Origin of the sequence: Paenibacillus sp. NPDC058174 (genome assembly GCF_042883865.1) — a bacterium.
In the GTDB taxonomy this organism is placed as follows: domain Bacteria; phylum Bacillota; class Bacilli; order Paenibacillales; family Paenibacillaceae; genus Pristimantibacillus.
In genome coordinates this window covers 1,378,692-1,405,151 of the sequence record NZ_JBHVUY010000001.1, presented here as the reverse complement: position 1 = coordinate 1,405,151, position 26,460 = coordinate 1,378,692, and the positions used below count along the sequence as shown (strand labels likewise).

The 26,460-nt window shown below is 50.3% G+C and carries 28 protein-coding genes; 26 read left to right on the top strand and 2 right to left on the bottom strand.

Annotated elements, in window-relative coordinates; translation table 11 throughout:
* The first annotated feature begins 25 nt into the window (after positions 1 to 25).
* The 25 genes from ACFVVF_RS06310 (at position 26) to ACFVVF_RS06190 (ending at position 23,233) form a co-directional block, all read left to right on the top strand.
* The gene (locus ACFVVF_RS06310; protein ID WP_387808854.1) at positions 26 to 1,537 is read left to right on the top strand and encodes a sugar ABC transporter ATP-binding protein; all 1,512 of its coding nucleotides are present in this window, start codon (positions 26 to 28) and stop codon (positions 1,535 to 1,537) included.
* Positions 1,537 to 2,523 (top strand): ABC transporter permease, encoded by a 987-nt coding sequence (locus ACFVVF_RS06305; RefSeq protein ID WP_387806439.1) that lies wholly within the window; start codon positions 1,537 to 1,539, stop codon positions 2,521 to 2,523. The genes ACFVVF_RS06310 and ACFVVF_RS06305 overlap by 1 nt, the downstream gene beginning before the upstream one ends.
* Before the next feature lie 167 nt (positions 2,524 to 2,690).
* The gene (locus tag ACFVVF_RS06300; RefSeq protein WP_042162571.1) at positions 2,691 to 2,966 is read left to right on the top strand and encodes an HU family DNA-binding protein; all 276 of its coding nucleotides are present in this window, start codon (positions 2,691 to 2,693) and stop codon (positions 2,964 to 2,966) included.
* A 393-nt stretch (positions 2,967 to 3,359) separates the two neighbouring features.
* Positions 3,360 to 3,599 (top strand): trp RNA-binding attenuation protein MtrB, encoded by a 240-nt coding sequence (mtrB, locus tag ACFVVF_RS06295; RefSeq protein WP_387806437.1) that lies wholly within the window; start codon positions 3,360 to 3,362, stop codon positions 3,597 to 3,599.
* A gap of 243 nt (positions 3,600 to 3,842) precedes the next feature.
* Positions 3,843 to 4,424, top strand: a complete 582-nt coding sequence (locus tag ACFVVF_RS06290) for a hypothetical protein (protein WP_387806435.1) — start codon at positions 3,843 to 3,845, stop codon at positions 4,422 to 4,424.
* A gap of 188 nt (positions 4,425 to 4,612) precedes the next feature.
* Positions 4,613 to 5,476, top strand: coding sequence for a heptaprenyl diphosphate synthase component 1 (locus ACFVVF_RS06285; protein ID WP_387806433.1), 864 nt, complete (start codon positions 4,613 to 4,615; stop codon positions 5,474 to 5,476).
* 15 nt (positions 5,477 to 5,491) lie between these two features.
* A complete protein-coding gene (locus ACFVVF_RS06280; protein ID WP_387806431.1) occupies positions 5,492 to 6,208 on the top strand; it encodes a demethylmenaquinone methyltransferase in 717 nt (238 codons plus the stop codon).
* Positions 6,205 to 7,080 carry a UbiA-like polyprenyltransferase gene (locus ACFVVF_RS06275; protein ID WP_387806429.1) on the top strand — a complete coding sequence of 292 codons (876 nt, stop codon included), beginning with the start codon at positions 6,205 to 6,207 and terminating at the stop codon, positions 7,078 to 7,080. Before ACFVVF_RS06280 ends, ACFVVF_RS06275 begins: the two co-directional genes overlap by 4 nt.
* Positions 7,074 to 7,739, top strand: a complete 666-nt coding sequence (locus tag ACFVVF_RS06270) for a UbiX family flavin prenyltransferase (RefSeq protein WP_387806427.1) — start codon at positions 7,074 to 7,076, stop codon at positions 7,737 to 7,739. The genes ACFVVF_RS06275 and ACFVVF_RS06270 overlap by 7 nt, the downstream gene beginning before the upstream one ends.
* Positions 7,690 to 8,568, top strand: coding sequence for a menaquinone biosynthesis protein (locus ACFVVF_RS06265; protein ID WP_387806425.1), 879 nt, complete (start codon positions 7,690 to 7,692; stop codon positions 8,566 to 8,568). The genes ACFVVF_RS06270 and ACFVVF_RS06265 overlap by 50 nt, the downstream gene beginning before the upstream one ends.
* Before the next feature lie 8 nt (positions 8,569 to 8,576).
* Positions 8,577 to 9,551, top strand: a complete 975-nt coding sequence (locus tag ACFVVF_RS06260) for a polyprenyl synthetase family protein (RefSeq protein WP_387806423.1) — start codon at positions 8,577 to 8,579, stop codon at positions 9,549 to 9,551.
* 23 nt (positions 9,552 to 9,574) lie between these two features.
* Positions 9,575 to 10,018 carry a nucleoside-diphosphate kinase gene (ndk, locus tag ACFVVF_RS06255; RefSeq protein WP_042162556.1) on the top strand — a complete coding sequence of 148 codons (444 nt, stop codon included), beginning with the start codon at positions 9,575 to 9,577 and terminating at the stop codon, positions 10,016 to 10,018.
* Positions 10,019 to 10,066: 48 nt separating this feature from the next.
* A complete protein-coding gene (locus ACFVVF_RS06250) occupies positions 10,067 to 10,852 on the top strand; it encodes a CheR family methyltransferase (protein ID WP_387806421.1) in 786 nt (261 codons plus the stop codon).
* A gap of 67 nt (positions 10,853 to 10,919) precedes the next feature.
* Positions 10,920 to 11,093, top strand: coding sequence for a hypothetical protein (locus ACFVVF_RS06245; RefSeq protein ID WP_387806420.1), 174 nt, complete (start codon positions 10,920 to 10,922; stop codon positions 11,091 to 11,093).
* A 169-nt stretch (positions 11,094 to 11,262) separates the two neighbouring features.
* Positions 11,263 to 12,357, top strand: coding sequence for a 3-dehydroquinate synthase (gene aroB, locus ACFVVF_RS06240; protein WP_387806418.1), 1,095 nt, complete (start codon positions 11,263 to 11,265; stop codon positions 12,355 to 12,357).
* Positions 12,358 to 12,362: 5 nt separating this feature from the next.
* Positions 12,363 to 12,731, top strand: coding sequence for a chorismate mutase (aroH, locus tag ACFVVF_RS06235; protein ID WP_387806416.1), 369 nt, complete (start codon positions 12,363 to 12,365; stop codon positions 12,729 to 12,731).
* A 543-nt stretch (positions 12,732 to 13,274) separates the two neighbouring features.
* A complete protein-coding gene (trpE, locus tag ACFVVF_RS06230) occupies positions 13,275 to 14,840 on the top strand; it encodes an anthranilate synthase component I (RefSeq protein ID WP_387806414.1) in 1,566 nt (521 codons plus the stop codon).
* Positions 14,837 to 15,889 carry an anthranilate phosphoribosyltransferase gene (gene trpD / locus ACFVVF_RS06225; protein WP_387806412.1) on the top strand — a complete coding sequence of 351 codons (1,053 nt, stop codon included), beginning with the start codon at positions 14,837 to 14,839 and terminating at the stop codon, positions 15,887 to 15,889. Before trpE ends, trpD begins: the two co-directional genes overlap by 4 nt.
* Positions 15,879 to 16,673, top strand: coding sequence for an indole-3-glycerol phosphate synthase TrpC (gene trpC, locus ACFVVF_RS06220; protein ID WP_387806411.1), 795 nt, complete (start codon positions 15,879 to 15,881; stop codon positions 16,671 to 16,673). The genes trpD and trpC overlap by 11 nt, the downstream gene beginning before the upstream one ends.
* On the top strand, positions 16,673 to 17,347 hold the full coding sequence (locus ACFVVF_RS06215) for a phosphoribosylanthranilate isomerase (RefSeq protein ID WP_387806409.1): 675 nt from the start codon (positions 16,673 to 16,675) through the stop codon (positions 17,345 to 17,347). Before trpC ends, ACFVVF_RS06215 begins: the two co-directional genes overlap by 1 nt.
* Positions 17,344 to 18,549: a tryptophan synthase subunit beta gene (gene trpB, locus ACFVVF_RS06210; RefSeq protein WP_387806407.1), complete on the top strand. Its 1,206-nt coding sequence runs from the start codon at positions 17,344 to 17,346 to the stop codon at positions 18,547 to 18,549. The genes ACFVVF_RS06215 and trpB overlap by 4 nt, the downstream gene beginning before the upstream one ends.
* On the top strand, positions 18,536 to 19,342 hold the full coding sequence (trpA, locus tag ACFVVF_RS06205; protein ID WP_387806406.1) for a tryptophan synthase subunit alpha: 807 nt from the start codon (positions 18,536 to 18,538) through the stop codon (positions 19,340 to 19,342). Before trpB ends, trpA begins: the two co-directional genes overlap by 14 nt.
* 142 nt (positions 19,343 to 19,484) lie before the next feature.
* A complete protein-coding gene (gene hisC / locus ACFVVF_RS06200; RefSeq protein WP_387806404.1) occupies positions 19,485 to 20,582 on the top strand; it encodes a histidinol-phosphate transaminase in 1,098 nt (365 codons plus the stop codon).
* 4 nt (positions 20,583 to 20,586) lie between these two features.
* Positions 20,587 to 21,675, top strand: a complete 1,089-nt coding sequence (locus tag ACFVVF_RS06195) for a prephenate dehydrogenase (protein WP_387806403.1) — start codon at positions 20,587 to 20,589, stop codon at positions 21,673 to 21,675.
* Between the two features lie 400 nt (positions 21,676 to 22,075).
* Entirely contained in the window at positions 22,076 to 23,233 is a 1,158-nt protein-coding gene (locus ACFVVF_RS06190; protein WP_387806401.1) for an eCIS core domain-containing protein, read from the top strand.
* Between the two features lie 368 nt (positions 23,234 to 23,601).
* On the opposite strand, the gene ACFVVF_RS06185 is transcribed toward ACFVVF_RS06190, so the two are convergent.
* Together ACFVVF_RS06185 and ACFVVF_RS29195 are read right to left on the bottom strand one after the other, a co-directional pair.
* Positions 23,602 to 23,907 (bottom strand): MarR family winged helix-turn-helix transcriptional regulator, encoded by a 306-nt coding sequence (locus ACFVVF_RS06185; RefSeq protein WP_387808851.1) that lies wholly within the window; start codon positions 23,905 to 23,907, stop codon positions 23,602 to 23,604.
* Positions 23,908 to 24,022: 115 nt separating this feature from the next.
* A complete protein-coding gene (locus ACFVVF_RS29195) occupies positions 24,023 to 24,160 on the bottom strand; it encodes a hypothetical protein (RefSeq protein ID WP_483875029.1) in 138 nt (45 codons plus the stop codon).
* A 776-nt stretch (positions 24,161 to 24,936) separates the two neighbouring features.
* Here ACFVVF_RS29195 and ACFVVF_RS06175 point away from each other — a divergent pair.
* Positions 24,937 to 26,361, top strand: a complete 1,425-nt coding sequence (locus tag ACFVVF_RS06175) for a DHA2 family efflux MFS transporter permease subunit (protein ID WP_387806399.1) — start codon at positions 24,937 to 24,939, stop codon at positions 26,359 to 26,361.
* The last annotated feature ends 99 nt before the right edge of the window (positions 26,362 to 26,460 follow it).

Genomic DNA, 26,460 nt, shown 5'->3' with positions numbered 1-26,460 from the left:
ACGTTGGAGAGGTGCGGTTGACCAAATGAGTACAAAGCAATTGCAAATGAAGGGGATCCGGAAAGCATTTTCCGGCGTCCCCGCCCTCCGCGGCGTTGATTTTACAGTACAAGGCGGCGAGGTGCACGCACTGCTTGGAGCTAACGGAGCGGGCAAGAGCACGTTGATGAAAATATTGTCTGGAGCTTATACGCAAGATGAAGGAGCCATTGTAGTTGATGGTTCGCAAGTTCATATCGCTTCGCCTGGGGATGCCAAAAAAATGGGCATCCATTGTGTTTATCAGGAGGTAGATACCGCTCTTGTTGCGGAGCTTAGCGTAGCGGAAAACGTTATGCTGGATCGCATCTCAGCGAAAGGCAGCCGGTTGTGGCTCAACTGGGGTAAGCTGGAGAGGGAAGCGGAAGCGACGCTAGCAAGACTTGGAGCTTCTATTCCTGTACGCAAGAAGGCGGGCGAGCTGAGTCTCGCTGAAAAACAGCTGGTGCTTATAGCCCGGTTATTGACGGAGCAAGCGAAATACGTTATTTTCGATGAGCCGACCGCCCCTTTGAGTCTGGATGAAGCGGAGCGGTTGTTTCGCGTCATCGAGCAATTGAAAGAGGAAGGCATCGGTATCGTTTTCATCTCCCACCGTCTGCCGGAAGTGTTCCGGATTTGCGATGGGATTACGGTAATGCGGGACGGTGAACGGGTATTCACAGAGCCGACTGCCGGTACAAATGTGGATGAAGTCGTACATGCGATGCTGGGCCGCGTGTTTGAGGAAGAGTACCCGAAATCGGACGTCCTGATCGGTGACATCTTGCTTCAGGTGGATGGGCTTGTCAGGGGCAGAAGCGTTCGCAATGTTAGCTTCGAGGCGCGAAGCGGAGAAATCGTAGCCATTGTTGGATTAGTTGGCGCCGGGAAAACAGAGCTGTCGCGTCTGCTGTTTGGCGCTGACCGGGCGGATGCCGGAACAGTGAAGGTATCGGGCCGTCAAGTTCGAACTACGGAGCCAGCGGATGCGATTAGAGGCGGTATTGCATTAGTGCCTGAAGAACGAAGAACGCAAGGCATCTTGGTAGGCGATACCGTTCAGCATAATTTAAGCTTGCCTCTGCTCAACGCCTTTTCCCGATTCGGCTTTATGTCAGGGAAGAAGGAGAGCAATAACGCGCATGCCGTTATCGGCAAGCTGGGCATTAAAACCTCTTCGCCTCAGCAGCAGACTGCTTTCCTTAGCGGGGGCAACCAGCAAAAGGTTTCTATTGGCAAATGGCTGCCGACGGAAGCATCTGTCTACCTGTTCGACGAGCCTACTAAAGGCGTTGATATCGGGGCGAAAAGTGATATATTCCGCATCATCGGCCAATTGGCGGAGCAAGGTAAAGCAATCGTCTACTTAACATGCGAATTTACCGAAGCAATCGGTATAGCCGACCGGATATTGGTTATGTGCGACGGGGCGCTGGTGAAACAATTTATGCGCGGCGAAGCGACGCAACAGCAGCTGCTGCTGCATGCCAGCGGCGGCAAGGGGGAGCAAGCATAATGGATAAGGCTTTGCATTTTATTTTCAAATACGGGTCGCTGATCGTTATCGGCCTCGTCATTTTGTTTTTCTCGCTGTGGGACAAGCACTTTTTTACCTACGCGAACATCTCGGACATTTTGCGTTCGATCTCAATCGTTACGTTTGTAGCAATCGGGGTTACGTTTTCCTTAACGGTTGACGGCTTTGATTTGTCAGTTGGTTCTACCGTGTCGCTGACAACCGTTCTGACGGCTGCCATGATGGTGTGGTATCAGCAGCCGGTCGTATTCGTCATTCTGGTCGCACTTGCTTCTGGCGCAGTTGTAGGACTTCTTAACGCGCTGCTCATTGTGCGTGTCCGAATTCCCGACCTATTGGCTACACTGGCTGTCATGTATATTATCGCGGGCATTCATAAGACTTACACGAAAGGCTACTCGATCTACAACAATATGCCGATGCCTGACGGTTCCACAGCACCAGGTACTTTCGACCCTGCTTTTCTATGGCTCGGTCAAGGGAAGCTGCTTGGTGTGCCGGTACCGGTTATATTAATGATTGTTGCAGTAGCGGCGGTGCATCTCTTCTTCAAATATACGAAGTGGGGACGGCAAATGCATACGACTGGCGGCAATGAAGAGGCTGCCCGGTTGTCCGGCATCCGGGTTCGCCGCATTCGTACATTTGCTTACGTCGCATCTGGTATTTTCGCAGCAATTGGCGGCATTTTGTATGCGGCTCGTGTAGGCACAGGGCAGATTGACGCAGGCGCACCTATGATGATGGAGGCGGTTGCGGCCGTATTCGTCGGATACTCTGTATTTGGCGCAGGCAAGCCGAATGTCATCGGTACGTTCTTCGGGGCGATTCTGATCGGCGTGCTCTTGAACGGTATGACGATGATGAAGGTTCAATACTACGCGAATGACATCGTAAAAGGAACGGTGCTCGTTCTGGCGCTGGCGGTAACCTTTATCCATTTGAACAGACGGCGGAACGGATAGCCCTTTCTTATGCAAATGGAATGAAAACAGCGGAATCCGATTCAGCTACTTGAAATTGCGAATCGGCTGTATTACTATAAGTTTGTTCAAGAAAGGTATATTTTTGAAGTTTTCAGTTAATAAGAGGGATAAGATGACTCTTTATTGTCTATTAGGGAGGTGAAACAATGAACAAAACTGATTTGATCGCCAAAGTGGCTGAACTGTCCGATCTTTCGAAGAAAGATGCGACTAAAGCAGTTGACGCTGTATTCGACGCTATTTCCGATGCGCTGCAAAGCGGTGATAAAGTACAACTGGTAGGTTTCGGGAACTTTGAGGTTCGCGAGCGCCAAGCCCGTAAAGGCCGCAACCCGCAAACCGGCGAAGAGATTGATATCGCGGCAAGCAAAATGCCTGCATTCAAACCGGGTAAATCTCTTAAGGATCTCGTTTCCAATTAAGCATACACTAGCAAGCCAGAAAGCGTCCGGACCTACTGTTCGGGCGCTTTCGCTGTCTATTGGGCTTTAGTATTAGCTTTCCTTTACAAGTAGAAAGCTCCCTCTTATAATAAATAAAGCATTGTTGTTGCATATACATAGCAAGTTTTATTTTGTAAAACTGAGCGTATGCTTACGAAGTAAGTTTTACTTCGCAAAACTGAGCGTATGCTTACGAAGTAGTTTGCGTAGTAAATTTAAGTTAAGCTTGCGTAGCCACTACGCAAACTGAGCATATGCGCTTACGAAGTAAGTTTTACTTCGTAAAACTAAGCTTATGCTTACGAAGTAGTTTGCGTAGTTAAATTAAGATAAGCTTGCGTAGCCACTACGCAAACTTTTAGGAGGAACCAGATGGAAACCAACCCTAGCGCTAATAACAATCATGGCGAATACGTCGTGATTAAAGCGAAAGACCATGGCGTACAAGTCATCGGCCTGACACGCGGACAAGATACAAAATTCCATCATACCGAAAAGCTGGACAAAAACGAAATTATGATTGCCCAGTTTACGAATCATACCTCGGCGATAAAAATTCGCGGCAAAGCGATTGTAATGACGAAGTACGGTACGATGGAGACCGATCAGTAAGATGAGCCGGCTCCCTTTCTGCGAATAGGCAGAAAGGGAGCTTTTTCGTCAGCAAAGCGGATATAACCTCTCGAAGAGTTCATCAGCTTACACTCCGCATATTCATTCCCTTCTTAGTGAGACCTCTCTTTTAATAACAGGCATAGCCTGACTCATTTGTTTGTACAATGGGGTATGAGGTTATCGCGGATCGTCCAAACTTGAAGTACAAAGCGGATGGATCCCGCAAGGGAGGGAACGGCAATGAACATGAGGATGGCAAAGCCTTATTTGGCGGGCTTGCTTGCAGCGCTGGCAGTAACGCTCGTATTGGCCTGGCTGCCCCATTTACATAAAGAAACGGGCAGGGACGTGTCGGTGTTTCATCCGACTCCTGCTACGAAGCTGACGAACAGCAATCTCGTTGATGCTATGGTAGGCTTGCAGCTCTCGGGGCAATTGGCAAAAATAGAATGGAAGCAAACGATCTTGTCGGTTGAAATGAAACTGCCGGATGATGCCGGTCAAAGCCAGCGCTGGGCGGAAGATATGGAGAAGCTGATCCGTCTTTCTTTTCTGCAGATGGACAATGTCAGCCGTATCTTGCTTCGTTATGTAGAGGGAGACGGACAAGGCACATCCCGATTGCTGTTCGCCATAGATGTCAGACGGGGCGACAATTGGCTGCTGGAAGATATCGATCAATTGAGTCAAGCCGATCCGATTCATGACGAGCGCTGGAGAGAACGGCTCCGCATCAGCTTTACCTCGGCATGGGAGCAGCGCTTTGGGCCTGCCGACAGCTACACTGCCGTACCGCTGCAGAAGCAAGAGGCAGCGGAGTAGCGGACGGCAGCTTCGCTTTGCTCGCAATCGTATGCTCATTTCTAAAGTTGTGCTATAATAGTTTAGATTATTGAACGGACGTTTCGTTTTTTATACGTGCTGCAGGAAATACAACATTTTATCATCGGAGATAAGAAACAACTTTGCCGCACTAGGCGGCATAATGTTAGGCTTGGGAGGCTTACCCCATGATACCAAATCGTATCCATGAAATCGCGAAGAAATATGTCGAGTACGACATGATTCAGGCGCATACGGAATTGCCGGCTTTTCCCGATTTGCGGGTGCGATTGCTTTTCGCAATTTTGAATCAACAATCGGTCGCCCAAAGCGAGCTGTATTCCTTGGTCGTATCGCTTGTACAGCTTGGAATGGACACTCATGATCTGATCGATCTTGAAACGGATAAACGATCGGAGAGCGAAATGCGCTCAAGGCAGCTGAAGGTGCTGGCCGGCGATTATTTCAGCTCGCAGTTCTACCGCTTGCTTGCACAGGCCGGACAGACGGACATGATAGCCGCAATTAGCGCTGCTGTATGTGAAGTAAACCGGATGAAAGTGAAATTATACATCATGATGAGCCGGTCGGATGTGACGGCAGAAGATTATTTCGCTTGGATGGCCGGAATGAAAAGCAAGCTGTTCGAGGTGTTTGCGGGCAAGATGGCAGGCCAGGCATCAAGCCATTGGCCGGTGTTGCTCCAAGGGATGTGCCGGTGTGAGGTAGCTCTGGACGAAATGGAAAGATGCGAGTCGCCGACCCGGTTTTATCAAAGCTGGGCCTATTGGCATGTCTTGGAGAATGGCAATGAAGAGGAGCGCGAAGCGCTTGAACAGCAGCATCCCGATCCGGCTTTTCTTTCCAGTCTTCTGAAAAAGTATGAGTTTCGAGGCAAGCTCGGCGTGATGCTGAATGCAGCAGCTGATGAAGTTCAGGCAGCGGCAGCAGGCTTAGGTGCGGACATGCATGTGCAGGAGCTCCTCCAGACGCTGGAGTCGTACACAGGCAGATGGGCGGGAGCGGTTCCCGCCCTTAACGAGACAAGATAAGGGGACGAGAAAGCGATGGAAGCAGATTCCAAACAGCATGTGCATGCCGTATTTGAGAGCATCGCACCGAAATATGATTTGATGAATGATTTGCTAAGCATGCGCAGACATAAAGCTTGGCGCAAATTTACGATGAAAAAGATGAATGTGCAGCCCGGACAGACGGCACTTGATCTTTGCTGCGGAACCTGCGATTGGACGATTGCACTGGCGAAGGCAAGCGGAAGCGGCAAGATCGTCGGTCTGGATTTCAGCCAGAACATGCTGGATGTCGGCGCAGCCAAAATCAAGGAGCAGCAGCTCGAGCGTCAAATTAAGCTCGTTCAGGGCAATGCGATGGAGCTGCCTTTCGAGGATAATTCCTTCGATTACGTGACAATCGGCTTCGGACTCCGGAATGTGCCGAATTATTTGCAGGTGCTCAAGGAAATGGAACGTGTCGTGAAGCCAGGCGGTCAGGTTGTATGCCTGGAATTGTCCAAGCCCGGCTGGCAGCCGTTCAAGGCGGTCTATTACTTGTACTTCCAGCAAATTCTGCCTCTCCTCGGCAAGCTCGTGGCGAAACGGTTCAAAGAATATAAATGGCTTCCGGATTCTTTAAAATTATTTCTCGACATTAAGCAGCTTAGCGAACTGTTCAAAGAAGCAGGGCTGCAAAACGTAAAAGCATATGCATTGTTTGGCGGTGTCGCCGCGCTGCACATCGGCAAAAAGGAGATTAATCAGCAATGATCCGCAAAATTCGCATTATTTTGGAAATGATCAAGTTTGAACATACTGTATTTGCTTTGCCGTTTGCCTTTTTGGGCGCTATTCTGGGAGCGGTTGTCATGCAGGGGCATCTGCCATCGTGGGCGCAAATCGGCTGGGTTACGCTCGCCATGTTCGGCGCACGCAGCGCAGCGATGTGTCTAAACCGTCTCATTGACAAAGCGATCGATCTGCGTAATCCGCGGACAGCATCTCGTGCGCTGCCTGCCGGATTGCTAAAGTCGGCGGAGGTGCTGCTGTTCACGCTTGTGTCCTTAGCTTTAATGTTCATTGCGACAGCCAATCTGGCTCCGATTGCGATGAAACTAATGCCAATCGCAGTTGCAATGCTCGTTCTGTACTCTTATACGAAAAGATTTACATGGCTGTGCCATGTGGTGCTGGGATTGACGATTGGTCTTTCTCCGCTTGGCGCATGGGTGGCCGTAACCGGTGAGTTCCATCCGGCAGCGTGGCTGCTTTATATAGCAGTTACCTTTTGGCTAGCCGGCTTTGACATTGTATATGCCACGCAAGATTTCGAATATGACCGCGGTGCGGGGCTGCACTCGATTCCTGCAAAATTCGGCATTGCCGGCGCATTGTGGATTGCACGCTTCTTCCATGTCATCACGGCGATTTGCTTTATTGCGCTCTTCTGGACGACGGGATTGAGCTGGGCTTATTTGGCGGGAACGATTATCTCCATTGCAATATTGTTTTATCAGCATTGGCTCGTCCGTCCAAATGATTTGTCCCGTGTTCAAATTGCCTTCTTCGGGATGAACGGGACGCTGAGCGTCTTGCTGTTTGTGTTTGCTTTTGCAGATTTGGTGGTGCTGCATCAATGGTAGAGACTGTGAAGAAAAAAAGATGGGTCGTAGGCATTACAGGCGCAAGCGGCGCCATTTATGGCATCCGATTAATCGAAGAGCTGATCAATGCCTCGTATATTGTTCATCTGGTTGTTACCGAAGCCGGCTGGCGGGTGCTTAAGGAAGAGCTGGGCTGGGAAACCTCACGCAGGCAGGCAGCACTTGAGCATCGTTTTGCCGAGGAGATGGCTTCCGGTCAGCTCGTCTTCCATCCGAACGCCGACATTGGCGCGACGATTGCAAGCGGCTCTTACCGGGTGGAAGGGATGGTCATCATTCCTTGCTCCATGGGTTCGCTCGCCACGCTTGCGAACGGGATATCGGATGATTTGCTGGCGAGAGCCGCAGACGTCATGCTGAAGGAAGGCCGTCCGCTGCTGCTGGTGCCGCGCGAAACGCCGCTCCATGCGATCCATTTGGAAAATATGCTGAAGCTGTCCAGGCTGGGCGTTCGCATCATTCCGGCGATGCCGGCTTTCTATTATAAGCCGCAATCGATGGAGGAAATGATCAATTTTCTAGTCGGCAAAGTGCTGGATAGCATGAACATTGAGCATTCGTTGTATAGAAGATGGGGAGATGAACAGCTTGAACAGCAAGAGCATGCGGAACGAAACGGTAAACTTAGAGAATCATAAGGACACGCTCACAGTAGGACGGATCGATTATGCCAATGCATGGCCGCTGTTTCATCATCTGGCAGCCCCGAATATGGAGATCGTCTCGAGAGTGCCGTCGGTGCTGAACCGTCTGCTTCAGGAGGGCGACATTCAGGTGTCGGCGATTTCTTCTTTCTCCTATGGAGTCAATGCAGATAAGTATTTGCTGCTGCCGCATCTGTCCGTAGGTTCCGAAGGCAAGGTCAATTCGATCTATTTGTTCCTTAAGGAGCCGCTTGAGAAAGTGAAGCCAAAGCGGATAACGGTAAGCGCGACCTCTGCGACCTCCGTCAATCTGCTCAAAATCATTATGTCGAAGCGCTTCGGCCTGCAGCCGGAATACGAAACCGCCGAACCGGTGCTGGAGGATATGCTGGCACATGCTGATGCCGCGCTTCTGATCGGTGATCCGGCAATTCATGCTTCATGGGAGCAAAATGGCCTGTACCGCATGGATTTGGGTGAGCTGTGGAATGAGTGGACCGGTCTTGCGATGACGTTCGCTGTCGTAGCGGTCCGTAAGGAAGCGGCTGATGCGGCTCCGGAAGCGCTCGCTGTGATCTATAAGGCATTTCTCGAAGGCAAGCGGCAGAGCCTCGCCGACCTGCAGCCGTTGATCGATAAAGCCTGTACAGAATTGGGCGGCGAAGCTGCCTACTGGCAAATGTATTTTACAAGTCTTCAGTATGATTTTGGACCCAAGCAGCAAGAAGGTTTGGCTTTATATTTCCGGTACGCGAAAGAGCTTGGGCTGCTGGAGCATGATGTGGAGTTAAGGTTTTATCAGTATGATCAATCTGCCGAATAGGTGAACGCATGAAACTACTAGACATTTTTGCAAAATTAAAAGGGGATATCAACCAAATTGAGCGGGAGCTTGAGCGGAGCGTTACGTTTGATGACGAGCTGCTCAGCGAAGCGTCGCTTCACCTGCTTAAAGCGGGCGGGAAGCGGCTCCGTCCCGTATTTGTGCTGCTTGCCGGCAAGTTTGGGCATTATAACCTTGACGTTCTGAAAAAAATAGCGGTACCGCTTGAACTTATACATATGTCTTCTCTCGTGCATGATGACGTAATCGATGATGCCGCCACCAGACGGGGCCAGCAGACGGTAAAGTCGAAGTGGGACAACCGGGTGGCGATGTATACGGGCGATTATATTTTTGGCAAGGCACTGACGATTGCGACGGAGCTGAACAATCCGTTCATTCATCAGATGCTGTCCAAGGCGCTCGTACAGATGAGCATCGGCGAAATGGAGCAAATTCGCGATTTCTTCAATACGAAGCAATCAATCCGCAACTACTTGCTCCGCATCCGGCGCAAGACGGCGCTTCTGATCGCGATCAGCTGCCAGCTGGGCGCAGCGGCCGCTGATGCTGACCGGCAGACGGTAAACCGGTTGTACCGGTATGGCTATAACGTAGGGATGGCGTACCAGATTCGCGATGATTTGCTTGATTTGTTCGGAACGGAAAAGCAAATCGGCAAACCGCCAGGGTCGGATATCCGCCAAGGCAACATTACGCTGCCTGTCATTCTGGCTCTCCAGGATGATAACGTTCGTGAGCCGCTATTGAAGGAAATCGACGCCATCATGCAATCCAATGGCACGTCGGATACGTCGGCTGCGATCAAAATGATCAAAGCTAGCAGCGGCATTGAGCTCGCAGACAGGCTCGCAACCCGATATATTGAAAAAGCGCTTCATGCTTTAGAGGGATTGCCTGGTATCGGGGCGAAAAAGAACTTGATCGATATCGCGTACTTCACGGGTAAGCGAAATTACTGATAAATAGAGAGGGATGGATAACGATGGAAAGAACTTTTCTGATGATTAAACCCGATGGCGTACAACGCGGCTTGATCGGTGAAATCGTAGGCCGATTCGAGCGCAAAGGGCTGAAGCTGGTCGCTGCGAAGTTTATGCAGGTTGACCGCGAGCTGGCAGCCAAACATTATGCCGAGCATGAAGGCAAGCCGTTTTATCCGCCTCTGATTGATTTCATTACCTCGGGTCCCGTATTTGCAATGGTATGGGAAGGCGATAACGTTATTGCATTAACGAGAGCGCTTATTGGCAAGACGAATGGCGTAGACGCTGCGCCAGGTACGATCCGTTCGGATTTTGCCGTTCATACGAATTTGAATCTGATTCACGGCTCCGATTCTCCGGAGAGCGCTGAGCTTGAGATCAACAATTATTTTGCGCCAAGCGAGCTCGTCAGCTATGAGCAGACGATTCAACGCTGGGTTTAAATACCGCCTCGCAAGCTAAAAGCAACATCTACATAACAGGAGGCGGCTATGACCGAGGATCGCGACTTTTCATTGTTTATTCAACGCATGAAGGATAAGACGAAAATCGATTTGGCTCAATATAAGGAAGCGCAGATGAAGCGAAGGCTGACGACTCTGCGAATGAAGCATGGCTATGATACCTTCGAGCAGTATTGGGCGGCAATTGAGCAAAACCGCGCGCTGCTGCATGAATTTCTGGACCGGATGACCATTAACGTCTCCGAATTTTGGCGCAACCCGAACCGGTGGGAAGTGCTGCAAAACCGCTTTTTGCCCGAGATGCTGAAGTCTGGCGGACGGCTTAAGCTATGGAGCGCCGCTTGCTCGACAGGAGAGGAGCCCTACACGCTTGCAATGATTTTGGCGGAGATGGGTGTGCTCAACCGGGTGTCGATCGATGCGACGGATCTGGATGCTATCGTGCTGCAGAAGGCTATGGAAGGGATCTACCTGGAGCGCTCGCTGCGGGATGTCCCGGCCGTTATGCGGCAAAAGTATTTCAAGTCCGACGAGGGAGCCTTTGCCGTCGCAGATCAGTTGAAGCAAGGCATTCGCTTCAAGCAGCAGAATTTGCTGCACGACACGTTCGACGAATCCTTCGATCTGATCGTATGCCGGAACGTTATGATCTATTTTACCGAGGAAGCCAAGCACTTATTGTATCATAAATTCGCCAAAGCGCTTCGTCCTGGCGGCCTGCTCTTCGTGGGCAGTACGGAGCAGATTTTCTCGCCGGCGCAATACGGATTCGAAACGGCTGACACGTTCTTTTACCGACGATTGCCTCAATAAGGTATACCGGTATCTATCTTCTCCTATACTAAGGACAATGGACATGTTAAGGAACGGGAGGATAGGAATGGATAAGCGGAAAGTAATTCACGCATACCGGAGCGGTTACATATCGATTCAGGAATGCGCGCAAATCATCGGGCTGGACAGCCGTCAAATTCCAGGGCTTCTGAGCGGTATGCCGGCAGCCGATGAGAAAGCCGGTAAAAGAAAGATTCCTGTAACGGGAGCTACCAGCTAGAGAAGCGGCGATGCCATAGAAATGCGGGATGCAGCGGGCAGGGGCATCCCGCTTTTTTTATGGCGAAAAAGGCTTTGTGCTGCGGGGGTGGCGATTGTCAAACCGGCAGTGCTGTACTATAATGAGCAAAGATGTTTAGGCTGTTGACAAGCAATGGGAGAGGTAAATTATGAGAGAATTAATGGTTGATTTAGGCGAACGCTCTTATCCGATTTATATTGGCGAGGGTCTCCTGCCGGAGGCCTCCTCCTATTTCTTGAAGCATGGAATTAGTACGAAATCTCCGCTGTTGATCGTGACGGACAGTGAGGTTGCCACACGTCATTTGAGCACGCTGGAGGACAGCTTGCGCAGCGGCGGCTTCACGGTTGCCAGTGCAATCGTGGATTCGGGCGAAAGCTCCAAATCGTTGGCTGTATTGGAGAAGCTGGTAACGAAGGCGCTGGAAGCAGGCTTGGACCGCAAGTCGACGATCGTCGCGCTTGGCGGCGGAGTAGTAGGTGATCTGGCGGGCTTCGTCGCTGCGTCCTATATGCGCGGTGTGAAGTTTGTTCAAGTACCAACGACAATTCTTGCGCATGACAGCAGTGTTGGCGGCAAGGTAGCGGTCAATCATCCGCTGGCGAAAAATATTATCGGCGCTTTCCATCAGCCGGAGCTGGTGCTGTATGATCTGAATACGCTTCAGACGCTGCCGCCAAGAGAAGTGAAAGCGGGACTTTCCGAAGTCGTAAAGCATGGACTGATCTGGGATGCGGAATTCGCGCAATGGTGCGAGGATCATGCGGAAGAGCTGCTTGCGCTTGATCCGGACGCACTCGGATATGCGCTCTATAAAGGCTGCAGCGTTAAAGCTGCTGTTGTATCGCAGGATGAGCGGGAGAATGATCTTCGCGCCATACTGAATCTCGGCCATACGATCGGTCATGCGCTGGAGGCCGTTGCGGGCTATGGCGAGCTGCTGCACGGCGAAGCGATCTCTATCGGGATGATTGGCTCGGCAAAGCTGGGGCTGCGCTATGGAGCGCCTGAGGACGTCTATACGACAACGAAGCGTGCATTGTCCAAATGCGGCTTGCCGGTGAAGCTGCCGGAGCATTTCGACGTTGATGCGATTATGGAAGCCATGATGCATGATAAGAAATTTAGCGAGAATACGATGGTATTCGTCGTGCCTACTGCAATCGGAACAGTCGAGATCAAGAAGGATGTACCGACAGCTTGGGTGCGGGAAATTGTTGAGCAATTGAAACTGGAGGCGTAAACGGGATGAAAGTCAGAGGAATTCGCGGCGCGATTACGGTTGATGTCAATGAGAAGCAGCCGATTTTGCAAGCAACCATTGAACTGTTGAACGGGATTGTGCAAGAAAATGGGATTTTGCCCGAAGATATTTGCAGCGTGATGATTACGGTCACTCATGATCTGGACGCTGCGTTCCCGGCGGCTGCAATTCGCCAGCTGAATGATTGGGAGCTTGTGCCGCTGATGTGCGCGCTGGAAGTGCCGGTTAAAGGAAGCCTGGAGCGCTGCATCCGGTTCCTGCTCCACGTCAACACGGACAAAACGCAAGCCGAAATCAAGCATGTATATCTCGGCGGAGCGCAAGTGCTTCGTCCCGATTTGTCCAAAACATAAAGTTGACGCAGCGCTGTTACTTATTGTATAGTGAAATCAGTTAAGAAGAGTGTAGACTAGGTTTTATAGCGAAGATAGTGAGCGAGCAGGTTTTTAGTTGAGTAGAGTCGAGCAGAGCAGAGTTGAGCGTAGTTGAGAAGAGAGTGAGCTCCTTGGGGAAGGTGTATTTGCCTGATGCCCTGATGCAGCTTTATTCCTTATTCACTTGCCATCCATTTCGGCGTACTTATTTCAACTAATCAAGCCCCTGCTGCTGCAGGGGCTTTTCTTATGTCCCTCCCGCAACGCTCGTTGAAAGTTCCATCCATCCCACAACGAAAAAAGGTTATGCTTTTGCATGGCAGGCATCTGTGTGGAGCGGAGGAGCGGGCTGATCGTTCTGAAGAAGCGTGAGCGTTCGTTTTTGTGAACAGATTGGAATCCGGTTATCCGCTTAGGATAAGAAGGGATCTGTGAGCAATACGATCGGAAGAATGATCAGCCGGCGCAGCCGAATCCCGTTACAGAGCAATCATGCAGTGCATCACATTTAGGAGGCCCTCTATGTACAGTGAAATTCAGCAAGTTAAAAAGCTGGCAGGCCAATACAATCTCATACCGATCGTCCGTCACATTATGGCGGACACCGAGACGCCAATCCGGCTGTTCCAGCATTTTGCCAAGGAAAAACACGCCTTTCTGCTGGAAAGCGTAGAGGGCGGCGTGAAATGGGCGCGCTATTCGTTCATCGGAACGGACCCGTTCATGATGCTGTACGGCAAAGACGGTAAAATGGTGCTGGAGCATAACGGCAGCGCTCAGACATTCGACGACCAGCCGATTGATCTATTGAAGGCGCATTTGCGTTCCTTCCGCAGCCCGGCCATTCCGGGACTCCCGCCGTTCACGGGCGGAGCGATCGGATTTTTCGGCTATGATCTCCTTCAATATTATGAGAAACTGCCAAAGCACCGGGTAGACGATCTGCAAATGAATGATCTGCAGTTCATGTTCTGCGATCAGGTTATCGTCTTCGATCACTTCAAGCAGCAGCTGCAAATTATTGGCAATGTTCATATTCCTAAGGTCGCAACAGAGTCAGCTGTAGAGGAAGCTTATGCACAAGCGGCAGCTAAAATCGATGCAACGATCGAAAGATTGCAGCAGCCGATCGCCATCCCGGTCATGTCTGGCGCATCGGTGACGGTTGACCCGGATCTCGGCGATGTGCAGTCGAATGTGACGAAGGAGCAATTCATCGCCAATATCGAACGGTCGAAGGAATATATTCGCGCCGGCGACATTTTCCAAGTGGTATTGTCCCAGCGCTTCAGCATTGAGACGGACATCGATCCGCTGCATGTATACCGCGTTCTGCGCACGATGAATCCTTCTCCTTATATGTACTATTTGAAAATGGGAGACGAAGTGATCGTCGGTACGTCGCCAGAGGCGCTCGTGAAAGTCACTAACGATAAAGTGGAGACCCGTCCAATCGCCGGCACGCGCCCAAGAGGGAAAACGCCGGAAGAGGATCTGGAGCTGGAGCGTGATCTGCTGGCCGACGAGAAGGAACGAGCAGAGCATCTGATGCTAGTCGATCTGGGCCGCAACGATATCGGCCGCGTCTCGGAGTTTGGCTCCGTTCATTGCGATTCCTTTATGGAGATTGAAAGGTATTCACATGTGATGCATATCGTCTCCAACGTGTCCGGCAAGCTTCGGGAAGACAAAGATTTCTATGACGCGTTCCTGTCCTGCTTGCCGGCTGGTACGGTATCCGGCGCGCCAAAGCTGAGGGCGATGGAGATTATTGCAGAGCTTGAGAATGAAGCACGCGGCGCCTATGCCGGCGCGATTGGCTACTTGGGCTTTGGCGGCACGCTCGACACTTGCATTACGATCCGCACGATTATTTTCAAGCATGGCAAAGCGTATGTGCAAGCAGGGGCGGGCATCGTGTGGGATTCCGTTCCGGAGAGCGAATATATGGAGACGGTCAACAAAGCGAAGGCGAGCTTGAAGGCGATTCGCACAGCCGAGCAAATATTCGGCACGAAGCGCTCACATGAGCAAAGCGCAGTCAATACCGACTATTACGTTCAGGCGGGAGAGGGGAAAGGGCAATGACATTCGTAACGGAACCAATGACGATGCAAAGCGCGCTGAATCAATTGATCAGCGGCGAGAATCTCTCGAGAGCTGCAGCGCGCTCGGTCATGGAAATTATTATGAACGGCGAAGCTACTCCCGCTCAAATCGCAGGTGTTGTAACGGCTTTGCGGATGAAGGGCGAGACGAAAGAGGAAATTACCGGCTTTGCCGAAGTGATGCGCGCTTTCTCCAGCCATGTGCAGACGAGACAGGAAGGGCTGCTGGATACTTGCGGAACAGGCGGTTCGGGCATTCATAAATTCAATATTTCGACCGCTTCTTCCATTATTGCATCTTCGGCTGGCATTCGCGTGGCGAAGCACGGCAATCGGGCAATGTCGGGCAAGGCGGGCAGCGCTGACGTGCTGGAGGCGCTGGGCGTGCAAATTACGCTGACGCCGGAGCAGGCTTCGGAGTGCTTGAACCGCATCGGCATCTGCTTTATGTTCGCACAGCTGTATCATCCGTCGCTGCGCCACGCCGCTGTACCGCGCCGTGAGCTTGGCGTTCGTACAATCTTCAATATGCTGGGCCCGCTGACCAATCCGGCAGGGGCTGATCGTCAGCTGCTCGGCTTGTATGACCGGACGAAAACAGAGACGATCGCATCCGTGCTCAGTGAGCTTGGCGTGAAGCGGGCAATGGTCGTGAGCAGCAACGACGGCTTGGACGAGATTAGCATTTCTGCTCCAACGCGCATTTCGGAGCTGCTGGACGGCGAAGTTCGCACGTATGAGCTGACGCCGGAGGAGCTCGGCTTAAGCCGTTATCCGATCAGTGAAGTCATCGGCGGCGACCCGCAAGTGAATGCAGCACTGATCCGGAAAATATTCAGCGGCGAGCAGCGTGGTGCTTACCGCGACATCGTGCTGGCGAATGCCGGGGCGTGTATTTATGTAGGAGGCTTGGCTGGCTCTCTCCGCGAAGGAGCGGAAATCGCAGCCGAAATGATCGATTCCGGCAAAGCGGAGCAGCAGCTTCATTCGCTTATTCAAACGACAGGAGAGTTGGCGCATGTTTCTTGATAAAATTGTAGCAACCAAACGGAATGAAGTAGCAGCACTGGCCGAGCAATTTCGATTAGCGGAGTACGAGAAGCGGATTTCGGAGCTTGCGGCATGCCGCGGCTTCGAGAACGCTTTGAATGCGGGCCGCAAGCGGGATATGGGGCTTATTGCCGAAGTGAAGAAGGCATCGCCTTCGAAAGGGCTGATCCGCGCGGATTTCCACCCGGCGGAGCTGGCAGCGGCCTATGAGAAAGCGGGAGCGGACTGCATCTCGGTGCTGACGGACCGGGATTATTTTCAAGGCTCGAATGATTATTTGACGCTGGTGCATGAGACGGTGTCTGTTCCTTTGCTCCGCAAAGATTTCATTATCGATTATAAGCAAGTGTATGAAGCCCGTGTTATTGGTGCGGATGCCGTGTTGCTGATTGCAGCGATCTTAACGAAACAAGAGCTGAGCGAACTGTACGATATCGCGAAATCACTGGGAATGGACGTATTGGTCGAGGTACATGACCGCCAGGAGCTGGAGCAAGTGCTGGAGCTGGACAAGGCGTCGCTCATCGGCGTCAACAACCGTGACTTGAAGTCATTCGTTACGGATCTGGCCACAACGGAGCAGTTGATTGCTCTGATGCCGGACAACGTTACGGTCATAAGCGAAAGCGGCATTGCAGGCCGCAAAGATATGGACTACTTGCAGTCGATAGGGGCGCAAGGCGTGCTGATCGGCGAGCACTTCATGCGCCAGCCTGACGCTGGAGCTGCCGTCATCGAGCTGATGGGTCCGGTGAACGCGTAATGAAAGATCGGCCACGGATTAAAATTTGCGGCTTGAAGGATGCGGACACGATAGGCTTGATGGACGGCTTGCCGTTCCATGAAATGGGCTTCGTGTTTGCACCCAGCAAACGACAGGTTGCTCCTGAGGATGCTGCGCTGCTCGTGCAGGCAGCCAAGCAGCTTCGCGCCGCTGGTGATCAACCACCTCAGACGGTTGGCGTATTCGTTAATGCCAGCGTGGAGGAACTGCGTCATGCAGTCAGCACGGCCGGACTGGACGTCGTTCAGCTGCATGGTGAGGAGTCCGCTGCCTATTGCCGCAATGTCAAGCAGGAGCTCGGCGTGGATGTGTGGAAGGTGTTCTCGATCAAGCCTGAATTGTCGGCTCCGCAGCAAACAGCTTCCGAGAAGCTGGCGCCGTATGAAGGAGCAGTTGATGCGGTGCTGATCGATACGGCTGGCGGCGGAACCGGCGTCGCATTTGATTGGGAAGTGATCGCCGAATACCGCGTTGCTGCGAATGCAATCGGTGTTCCCCTCTATGTAGCAGGAGGCCTGCATCCCGGCAATGTAAACGAGCTGCTGGACGGCTATATGCCGGATGGCATCGACGTATCCAGCGGTGTGGAGACGGATGGGCATAAGGATATTGATAAAATCAGATTATTCGTTGGAAAGGTGATAGAGCGATGAACCAAGTACCCGATGAGAAAGGGCGTTTTGGCAAGTTCGGCGGACGTTACGTTCCCGAGACGCTAATGAACGCACTGCTTGAGCTGGAAGAAGCGTATAACCATTATTCGAAAGATCCGGAGTTTCAAGAAGAGGTCCGTTATTTGCTTCATAAATATTCGGGCCGTCCAACTTCGCTTTACTATGCAGAGCGTCTGAGCAATCACTTGGGCGGTGCAAAGGTTTACTTGAAGCGTGAGGACTTGAACCATACCGGTGCTCATAAAATCAACAACACAATCGGCCAGGCCGTATTGGCGAAGCGTATGGGCAAGACGAAGATTATTGCGGAGACAGGAGCAGGCCAGCATGGGGTTGCTTCGGCAACAGTAGCGGCTCTCCTTGGCCTCGAATGCAAGGTGTTTATGGGCGAGGAGGACATGAAGCGGCAGCAGTTGAACGTGTTCCGGATGCAGCTGCTCGGCGCTGAAGTTGTTCCGGTTACTTCCGGTACGAGAACGCTGAAGGATGCTTGCAATGAAACGCTTCGTTACTGGGTCAGCCATGTTGAAGATACGTATTATATTCTCGGCTCGGCAACGGGCCCTCATCCGTACCCGATGATCGTACGTGATTTCCAGCGTATTATCGGCGACGAAGCGCGGAAACAGATCGTTGAGAATGAAGGCCGTCTGCCGGACTATGTCGTTGCAGCGGTTGGCGGCGGCAGCAATGCGATCGGCATTTTTTATCCTTTCGTAGGGGACGAATCGGTTCGTTTGGTCGGTGTAGAGGCTGCTGGACGCGGTGTGGATACGAATGAGCATGCTGCTACGATGACGAAAGGCAGCCATGGCGTATTCCAAGGATCGCTCAGCTACTTGCTGCAGGACGAATTCGGCCAGGTACAGCCGGCTCACTCCATCTCGGCTGGACTGGACTATCCGGGTATCGGACCTGAGCATGCTTATTTGAAAGATTCGGGACGCGCGCAATACTTCCCGATTACCGATGCGGAGGCGCTGGAGGCGCTCCAGCTTCTCTCGCGTACGGAAGGCATCATTCCGGCGCTGGAATCGGCGCATGCTATCGCTCAGACGATGAAGCTTGCACCAACACTGTCGAAGGATGAGATTATCGTGGTCAGCTTGTCTGGCCGCGGCGACAAGGACGTAGAAGCAATTATGGGTTATCTCGGAGGTGAGCAGCATGAATCTCATTGATCAGACATTTGCCAAGTTGAAAGAAGAAGGCAAGACCGCACTTATTCCGTTTCTGACGACGGGAGATCCCGATCTGGAAACGACGATCGCCATCATTCAGCAGCTGGAGCAGTCAGGTGCCGATCTCATTGAGCTCGGCGTTCCTTACTCCGATCCGCTTGCGGACGGACCAGTTATTCAGAGAGCTTCTGAGCGGGCGCTGGTGAACCGCATTTCGATCCGGGACTGCATCGACACAGCGGAAAAAGCCCGTCAAGCTGGCGTGAAGCTGCCATTCATTCTGTTCACTTACTTCAATCCGGTGCTGCAATTTGGCCTTGAAGCGTTCATGGAGCTTGTCAAAGCGAAGGGAATCAGCGGCCTCATTATTCCGGATTTGCCGATTGAGGAGGATGAAGATGTCCGCACGCTGGCGGAAGCGGCAGATATTCATCTGATTCCGCTTGTTGCGCCAACGTCGAAGGACCGCGTCGTGCGTATTTCACGCAAGGCTAGAGGCTTCGTCTATTGCGTATCTTCGCTTGGTGTAACTGGCGTTCGGGCTGAATTCCACAGCGGCATTGACGACTTCCTCACTACTGTACGTGAAGCGACGGATCTGCCGATTGCCGTAGGCTTTGGCATTTCGAGCCGCGAGCAGGTTGAGCGGTTCTCCAAATCCTGCGACGGAGTCGTAGTCGGAAGCGCCATCGTGCGCAAGATCGAAGAGGCTTTGCCGCTGCTGGCTGATGCTGGCAAACGTGAAGCGGGACTTCGTCAAATCGGCGAGTTCGTATCCGAATTAAAGGTTTAATCGTATAGGACTGCCTCGAAGGTTCGAAAGAACCCCGGGGCGGTCCTTCTTTTCTAATGCGAACCCTTTCAAACAGCAGGAAGATGTGAGACAATAGATGACATGCAATAGACAGTTAATTCGATGAAGAGGTGAACGGCACATGCAGCCAAAAAGCAATATCGTGCATCTTCCCGTCTACCAGCCGGGTAAACCGATTGAAGATGTAAAGAGAGAGCTTGGTCTTACAGAAGTCATTAAACTTGCTTCCAACGAAAATCCGCTGGGCTGTTCCGAGCAGGCTCGGGCGGCGGCGATCCAGGAGCTGGGGCAATCTAATATTTATCCAGACGGCGCAAGTGTCGAGCTGACCGCTGCGCTTGCTGAGCATCTGTCCGTTCAGACGAACCAGATTATTTTTGGAACGGGCTCCAGTGAAATTATTCTAATGGCTGCCCGCGCTTTCCTCGCCCCGGGCGATGAGACGATTATGGCGGATGAGACGTTCTCCCAGTATAAACATAATGCCGAAGTCGAAAACGCGAGATTGATTGAAGTTCCGCTTGCAAACGGCAAGCATGACCTCCCTGCAATGCTCGCGAAAGTAACGGACCGTACGAAAATCATCTGGGTATGCAACCCCAATAACCCGACAGGTACAATCGTATCGAAGGACGAGCTTGTAGCCTTCCTTGATCAAGTGCCTAAACATGTGCTGGTTATTCTCGACGAGGCATATTGTGAATTTGTAGAAGACCCTGACTTCCCGGACGGGCTGCAGCTGCTGGACAGCTACCGCAATTTGCTCGTATTGCGGACGTTCTCCAAAATTTACGGACTTGCTTCGCTGCGGATCGGTTACGGTGTGGGACATCCGGACGTCATCAAGTTTATCAATCAAGTCCGCGAGCCGTTCAATACGACACGTATGGCGCAAGCGGCAGCTAAAGCGGCAATTGCCGACCAAGCGTTCATCGACCGCTGCCGTCAGCAAAATGCAGAGGGCATTGCCTTTATGGCAGGCCGCTTCGACGAGCTTGGCCTTGCTTACTTCCCGGCACATGGCAATTTCATTATGGTAGACGTGAAACGTCCATCGATGGAGATGTTTGGCGCTCTGCTGCGCAAAGGCATCATTACTCGCGCAGGCTGGACTTATTACCCTACTCATATTCGCGTCTCGATCGGTACGAAGGAGCAGAACGAGAAGTTTATGACAGCATTGGAGCAAGTGCTTCAGGAATCGGCGGTGCACGGATAATTTTATGGCGAAAATAGCGATTTTTGGCGTAGGCTTGATCGGCGGCTCACTGGCATTATGCTTTAAAGGGAAGCCGGAACTTACAGTTGTCGGCTATTCCAACCGCGAGTCGTCGGTACATAAATATATGGAGCGCGGCGTCGTCGATTATGCGACGACCTCGCTTAAGGAAGCGGCAGAAGGTGCCGATTTTATCTTCCTCTGCGTGCCGGTAGGCATGCTGGAGCAATATGTAGATGAGCTTGGCAAGCTTGATTTGAAGCCCGGCTGTATCGTGACGGACGTTGGCAGCACGAAGGCCTCCGTCGTGGAATGCGGCCGCCGGCTAAACGGGCGGGGTGTATCGTTCATTGGCGGGCATCCGATGGCCGGCTCGGAGAAATCCGGCGTAGAGGCGGCTACGAGTATCCTGTTCGAGAATGCTTTCTATGTCCTGACACCTGATGCCACAACGCCGCAGGAAGGACTGGACAAGCTGAAGGCGCTGCTCGTGCATACGAAGGCGCATATCGTGTCTGTCGATGCGGAATCCCATGATGAGATCGTCGGTGCGATCAGCCATTTGCCTCATATCATTGCGGTAGCGCTTGTCAATCAGATCCGCGGCTACAACGAGGAGAACGGACTCTACGAATCGCTCGCGGCAGGAGGCTTTCGGGACATTACCCGTATCGCATCCAGTGATCCAGTCGTATGGCGGGATATACTTATTAACAATCGGACGGTGCTCTTGAAGCTGTTGAAGGACTGGCAGGCGGGTACGGAGAAATTCGTACACATTCTGGAATCCGAGGACGGCGAAGCGATCGAGGAGGAATTCAAGATCGCTGGAGAATTCCGCGGCCGGATGCCGGAGCGCCGTAAAGGCATTATTTTATCCACCTACGAATGTTATGTTAATGTGGCGGATCATCCTGGCATTATCGGCTCGATTGCGACTGAGCTTGGCAACGCCCGTATTAACTTGAGCAATATTCGCATTATCGAGAGCAGGGAGGATGTTCCCGGCGTGCTGCGATTGTCTTTCCGCACCCAGGAGGATCTCGACCAAGCGCTCGTGCTGCTTTCTCCAAATTACTCTGTTCATCTTTAAGATGAACAGAGTAATCGTTTTCAAAAAAAATGAAAACGCTTATTGACAATTTGGAAGCGTATACATATAATAAAAGTACAGTATGGTTTCTCTCCACTCCTATCCAAATCTATAGCGCTCATCATGAGCGCTGACCACTCCTCTTGGAGTGGTTTTTTTTTGTGTAAAAATAGCACCTCAGATTTGTATTTCGTTGAGGTGGTAAATTTGTATTTCTTTCTTGATCCTTGTTCATAGCAGAACAACAGTATATTTTTTCAATTTTGCGTGATTTAAGTCGGTGAAAATATGCACTGCCTGTAAGAAAATTACATAAGACATTTACAACGAGACCGGCGGGGTGGGACAAAAGACGAAATGTTGCCGACAAGAAGGAGAAACAGCGACCGCGGTAGAAGTAGTGACAAAAAACGTACCGCATGAAGGGAGAAGTTTGATGTTCACCTCATCACGGAAACCGGCGAGAGCCTCGCAGGCGCCGGCGGCGCAGCTATGCTCTACACAAAATAAAAGCATTGGGGCGAGTGCAGGGCTTACGTCGTCCAGCATCGTGCAGATGCAGCGAGCGTTCGGCAACCGGGCAACCATGCAACTCATCAAGTCGCAAGCGCAAATGCCTGTTAAGCCACAGTCCACAGGCAAAACCGGCATACCGGACGAATTGAAAACCGGGTTGAAGCACTTGTCGGGCATGGACTTGTCTGATGTGCGCGTGCATCGGAATTCACCGGATCCGGCCAGGTTGAACGCACTCGCTTACGCACAGGGCAGCGATATCCATCTGGGCCCCGGTGAAGAAACGCATCTTCCGCACGAAGCGTGGCACGTAGTTCAGCAACGGCAAGGGCGCGTAACGCCATCCATGGAGATGGGTGGCATCGCGGTTAATGACGACGCGTCATTGGAACAGGAAGCCGATACAATGGGAGCCCGGGCGAGCGCGATTGGCATGAAAGGTGCATCGCCGTCCGGCAAAGGGACGACCGACGGAGCTGATAAGGACGAGCAGACGAATGCGCTGGCTCAGGTAAACGGACAGGCGACGGCTCAGTTAATGTGGAACGGCCTGGGCAACAAAAAAATCGAATCTTTGGTCGACCTGAATGCCGAATTAACGCTGCTAAGCGTGTCGAACTTGACGCAGGCGGATTTCAACGGGGCAACGCCCGCTGCCATCGACAGCTTCATTGCCGCATCCGATATGAATGCCTATGCAGTGCAGGATGAATTGGCGGCTGCCGTTGCCGATCATTTTGTACCACCGGCAAATTGTACGCTTGAAACGCACGCCGGAAAGCAGGCTTGGGTGAATGCGACCAACAAAAATGTTACGGCCAAAGCATTGAATGATTTAGTCGACATCGCGAACGGCGACAATACCAAAATCCACAGGTCAGAAAAAATGAAAGGCGCCCCCAATCAAACGCCGTATGTACATGATTTGGGCAACAATTACGTATGCACCTTCACGATTCTTGGCACCAATTGGGACGGGCACCCGATCATCCAGGTCGATCTGGACGGCGACGTCAATAACGGCTTTCATCGCTTCAGTTAAAGGAGCAACCGAGAGGACTCTCTTCCTTGCAGGGCGAAACGCTGCATTTCAGCCGTACGGAAATTCACCAGCATTCTAATCGTTATGCCGTAGCCGTGTCGATATCTGAATAATTTTGTCCCTTAGTTGGCAATGGAGGTATCTAAAAATAGGTGCACTAAATCTGCAAATGCTAGAAGGTTTTCTTTTTGGATGATAAATATGCTAATTAAGCTAAGTCGAGCCAGGCCTTTGGAACTCGGGTGGCAGAACAACAGATGATGCAAGCTATCTTACCATAAATTGCTCCAGTAGCCTGCATCATCTGTTAGTCCAACTTCTATCCAAATCTATAAGTATGAAAAAAGATCCCTATAGAAGGGATCAATTCATAAGAGTAGTTTGTTTATAAGCTGTCTTAGTTTTGACAGTTCTTCTGCGGAATATTCGGTGAATAGTCCTTCTATATCGGCGTAATATGCCTTCAGAATGGAATCGGTCGAAGTTTGCCCTTTCTCCGTAACTAGGATCTGAAAGCTTCTGCGACTAGTCGGATGGGGTTGGCGGGTTATCAGCCCTTGTTCCTCCAGTTTGTCTAACAGATACGAAACGGCTCCGCGAGTCAGTCCCACCTCACCTGCAATATCCACAGCTATTAAATCGGGCTTCTTCAGAAGCAACTCCAACGTATCCATCATTACCGGCGATATTTCATAATGGGATCTCCCGGTGCTTTTGATTTTCTTGTGATTCAAATAGTTCCTTTATTTATCCCTTGCATTGAGGGTGGATTTATGCAAAATAGAACCATTATGCTAATCGACCGCCAATCATTTTACGCATCGATAAAGAAGGCTGCTCATCCTGAATATAAAGACGCTCCAGTTGTGGTTGCAGGCGATCCCTCCCGCCGAGGCACATAGCTTCAGGCAACAACTCTACTTTCATGGTTTTGGGCTTCGCACAAGTTTTCGCCTTTTGGGTCGAAGCTTGTATCGGCGATCTAAAAAAATACAACTCCGATTCCCTTGCCTTTGCGGCCTTTCTGGCAATCATATTATCATGATGAACTAGAATGGCACTTAGATAAGCCTTTTGAAGGCTGCCCTATTTGAACTCCGTTATATCGGTTAATCACTTCTCAATCGTTGCTACGGTATGAAATTCGCGGTTTAACCGATTCTCAATAACCTGGACAGGACCCGATGGGGTACAACGTCTATTCGACGGCTCCAAGGGCGAAATTTTACTTTGTTGGAATTTTCTACCAACTCTCCCTTCGCTCTCTTTCCGAATTATCGAATGAAATTGATTCAATTGCAGATTATTTCATTTGATTACTACAAATATTCTAGTCATTTCCTAAATTTCATTCTAGATTACAGGCTAAAAACTTTTACAGTACACGTACTTCGTTATCCTAAAGTATCCTGCAATCATAAGATTCTTGAAGCAGTCCCTTCATTATCAGTCCAATTCGTCGTCTTGAAACAACGTTTGAAATGGTACCCTACATTCTTTTAATATCACTTATTGTTTTGGCTGTTTGGAATAAGTAATGAAAAAGTGTGAAATTAAAAAACATTGTTCTTTACGAACTATGTTCGTTGTGTTATAAATGAGTAGTAAATTCTTTTACCTACAGCAGAGGGGGTTGAAAAATAATCATTGAATGGATAATCTTGATTGAATGGTAAATACTAAAAAGGAAAGGGGAAGGTACGTTGAACACACAAGCAAAAAGTGAACAAGCTTCATTTTCAATTAAGTCAATATTGCCAATCTTACTAACTGTAGCTATAGGCATGTTTCTAATCATTTTGGATAGTACCATCATGAACGTAGCGTTACCAAAGTTGGTCAGTGCCTTTAACTCTAATTTAAGCACAATTCAATGGGTGATTACATCCTATACTTTGGCACTTGCGGCCATCATCCCACTTGCTGGATGGTTCTCAGATCGCTTTTCACCGAAACGAATATTTTTAACTAGTATCTTGTTATTTGTCCTTGCATCAGCGTTATGTGCAATAGCACAAACCCCCGAGCAACTGATTGCTTTTCGTATTCTTCAAGCTTTGGGTGGAGGTATGGTTACTCCAATTGGTATTGCTACCGTTTTTAAAGTATCGCCCCCAAATAAGCGAGGCGCTGTTATGGGGATTCTTGGTATTCCTATGCTGCTTGCACCTATTCTTGGTCCGGTCTTATCGGGCTGGCTAATCGAATTTATTAATTGGCATTGGATTTTTCTAATTAACCTGCCTATTGGAGTAATTGCTTTTTTCATGGCTTGGAGGTATTTTCCAGCGTCAAAACCAAGTAACAAAATGAAACTTGATGTAATAGGAGCATTATTAGCGCCAATAGCATTTTCTTCTTTGATTTATAGTGTACATCAAGCAGGAGAATCAGGTTGGTCAGATCCTTGGACACTTGGCTCCTTGCTGGTAGGAATTGTGGCTTTACTTTTGTTTATATGGAATGAATTAAAACAAAAGGAGCCATTGTTAGAACTCCGAGTATTTCGCTCACGTGCCTTTACACATGGGATTATTCTAGCCTGGATGAATCAAATATCTTTATTCGGAAGCATTATTTTGTTTACTTTGTTTCTGCAACAAGTAAAGGGATTATCTCCTTTAGAAGCAGGGCTATATGTTATTCCTCAGGCAATTTTGTCAACTATTGGGATAAATGTTGGAGGCAAGCTTTTTGATCGATTTGGTGTTCGACTCGTTGCGATATTAGGAGTACTGTCTATATCTGGAGCTTTGGTTGCTCTTGCGTATATTACAGCTTCGACTAGTGCACTTTATATCATGACCAGTTTCGCTTTTATCGGATTAGGTCAAGGTTTAACTATGATGCAAATTAATACGCATGTATTAAAGTCAGCTCCAATAGAACTTATGAATCGTGTAACTCCAATTACAACGTCGGCCCAGCAGATTATGTCCTCTTTCGGTGTAACAATGATCATTACCTACCTAACTGGAAAAATTAAAGAGTTACCCCTACAACATTCTACCGAACAATTGGGGCCTGCTTTCGCAAATTCGTTTTTGCTTGCATTGCTTTTTTCGCTTATCGCTTTGTTACTTAGTATTTTCCTAAAAAGCGCTAATGAAGTTCAAGAAAAAACCTGAAGATAGCTTATAGAAAAAAATTTTTTATTCTATGTTTTACAATAAAACGAACATAGTTCGTAAAGAATTGTGTTCTGAAAATCACAAAAGAGGAGCTTG

Bases quoted from the DNA above. Each gene is read 5' to 3' on its own strand.
- ACFVVF_RS06310 (WP_387808854.1), top strand. From the start codon at position 26: ATGAGTACAAAGCAATTGCAAATGAAGGGGATCCGGAAAGCATTTTCC.
- ACFVVF_RS06305 (WP_387806439.1), top strand. From the start codon at position 1,537: ATGGATAAGGCTTTGCATTTTATTTTCAAATACGGGTCGCTGATCGTT.
- ACFVVF_RS06300 (WP_042162571.1), top strand. From the start codon at position 2,691: ATGAACAAAACTGATTTGATCGCCAAAGTGGCTGAACTGTCCGATCTT.
- mtrB (WP_387806437.1), top strand. From the start codon at position 3,360: ATGGAAACCAACCCTAGCGCTAATAACAATCATGGCGAATACGTCGTG.
- ACFVVF_RS06290 (WP_387806435.1), top strand. From the start codon at position 3,843: ATGAACATGAGGATGGCAAAGCCTTATTTGGCGGGCTTGCTTGCAGCG.
- ACFVVF_RS06285 (WP_387806433.1), top strand. From the start codon at position 4,613: ATGATACCAAATCGTATCCATGAAATCGCGAAGAAATATGTCGAGTAC.
- ACFVVF_RS06280 (WP_387806431.1), top strand. From the start codon at position 5,492: ATGGAAGCAGATTCCAAACAGCATGTGCATGCCGTATTTGAGAGCATC.
- ACFVVF_RS06275 (WP_387806429.1), top strand. From the start codon at position 6,205: ATGATCCGCAAAATTCGCATTATTTTGGAAATGATCAAGTTTGAACAT.
- ACFVVF_RS06270 (WP_387806427.1), top strand. From the start codon at position 7,074: ATGGTAGAGACTGTGAAGAAAAAAAGATGGGTCGTAGGCATTACAGGC.
- ACFVVF_RS06260 (WP_387806423.1), top strand. From the start codon at position 8,577: ATGAAACTACTAGACATTTTTGCAAAATTAAAAGGGGATATCAACCAA.
- ndk (WP_042162556.1), top strand. From the start codon at position 9,575: ATGGAAAGAACTTTTCTGATGATTAAACCCGATGGCGTACAACGCGGC.
- ACFVVF_RS06250 (WP_387806421.1), top strand. From the start codon at position 10,067: ATGACCGAGGATCGCGACTTTTCATTGTTTATTCAACGCATGAAGGAT.
- ACFVVF_RS06245 (WP_387806420.1), top strand. From the start codon at position 10,920: ATGGATAAGCGGAAAGTAATTCACGCATACCGGAGCGGTTACATATCG.
- aroB (WP_387806418.1), top strand. From the start codon at position 11,263: ATGAGAGAATTAATGGTTGATTTAGGCGAACGCTCTTATCCGATTTAT.
- aroH (WP_387806416.1), top strand. From the start codon at position 12,363: ATGAAAGTCAGAGGAATTCGCGGCGCGATTACGGTTGATGTCAATGAG.
- trpE (WP_387806414.1), top strand. From the start codon at position 13,275: ATGTACAGTGAAATTCAGCAAGTTAAAAAGCTGGCAGGCCAATACAAT.
- trpD (WP_387806412.1), top strand. From the start codon at position 14,837: ATGACATTCGTAACGGAACCAATGACGATGCAAAGCGCGCTGAATCAA.
- trpC (WP_387806411.1), top strand. From the start codon at position 15,879: ATGTTTCTTGATAAAATTGTAGCAACCAAACGGAATGAAGTAGCAGCA.
- ACFVVF_RS06215 (WP_387806409.1), top strand. From the start codon at position 16,673: ATGAAAGATCGGCCACGGATTAAAATTTGCGGCTTGAAGGATGCGGAC.
- trpB (WP_387806407.1), top strand. From the start codon at position 17,344: ATGAACCAAGTACCCGATGAGAAAGGGCGTTTTGGCAAGTTCGGCGGA.
- trpA (WP_387806406.1), top strand. From the start codon at position 18,536: ATGAATCTCATTGATCAGACATTTGCCAAGTTGAAAGAAGAAGGCAAG.
- hisC (WP_387806404.1), top strand. From the start codon at position 19,485: ATGCAGCCAAAAAGCAATATCGTGCATCTTCCCGTCTACCAGCCGGGT.
- ACFVVF_RS06195 (WP_387806403.1), top strand. From the start codon at position 20,587: ATGGCGAAAATAGCGATTTTTGGCGTAGGCTTGATCGGCGGCTCACTG.
- ACFVVF_RS06185 (WP_387808851.1), bottom strand. From the start codon at position 23,907: ATGGATACGTTGGAGTTGCTTCTGAAGAAGCCCGATTTAATAGCTGTG.
- ACFVVF_RS29195 (WP_483875029.1), bottom strand. From the start codon at position 24,160: ATGAAAGTAGAGTTGTTGCCTGAAGCTATGTGCCTCGGCGGGAGGGAT.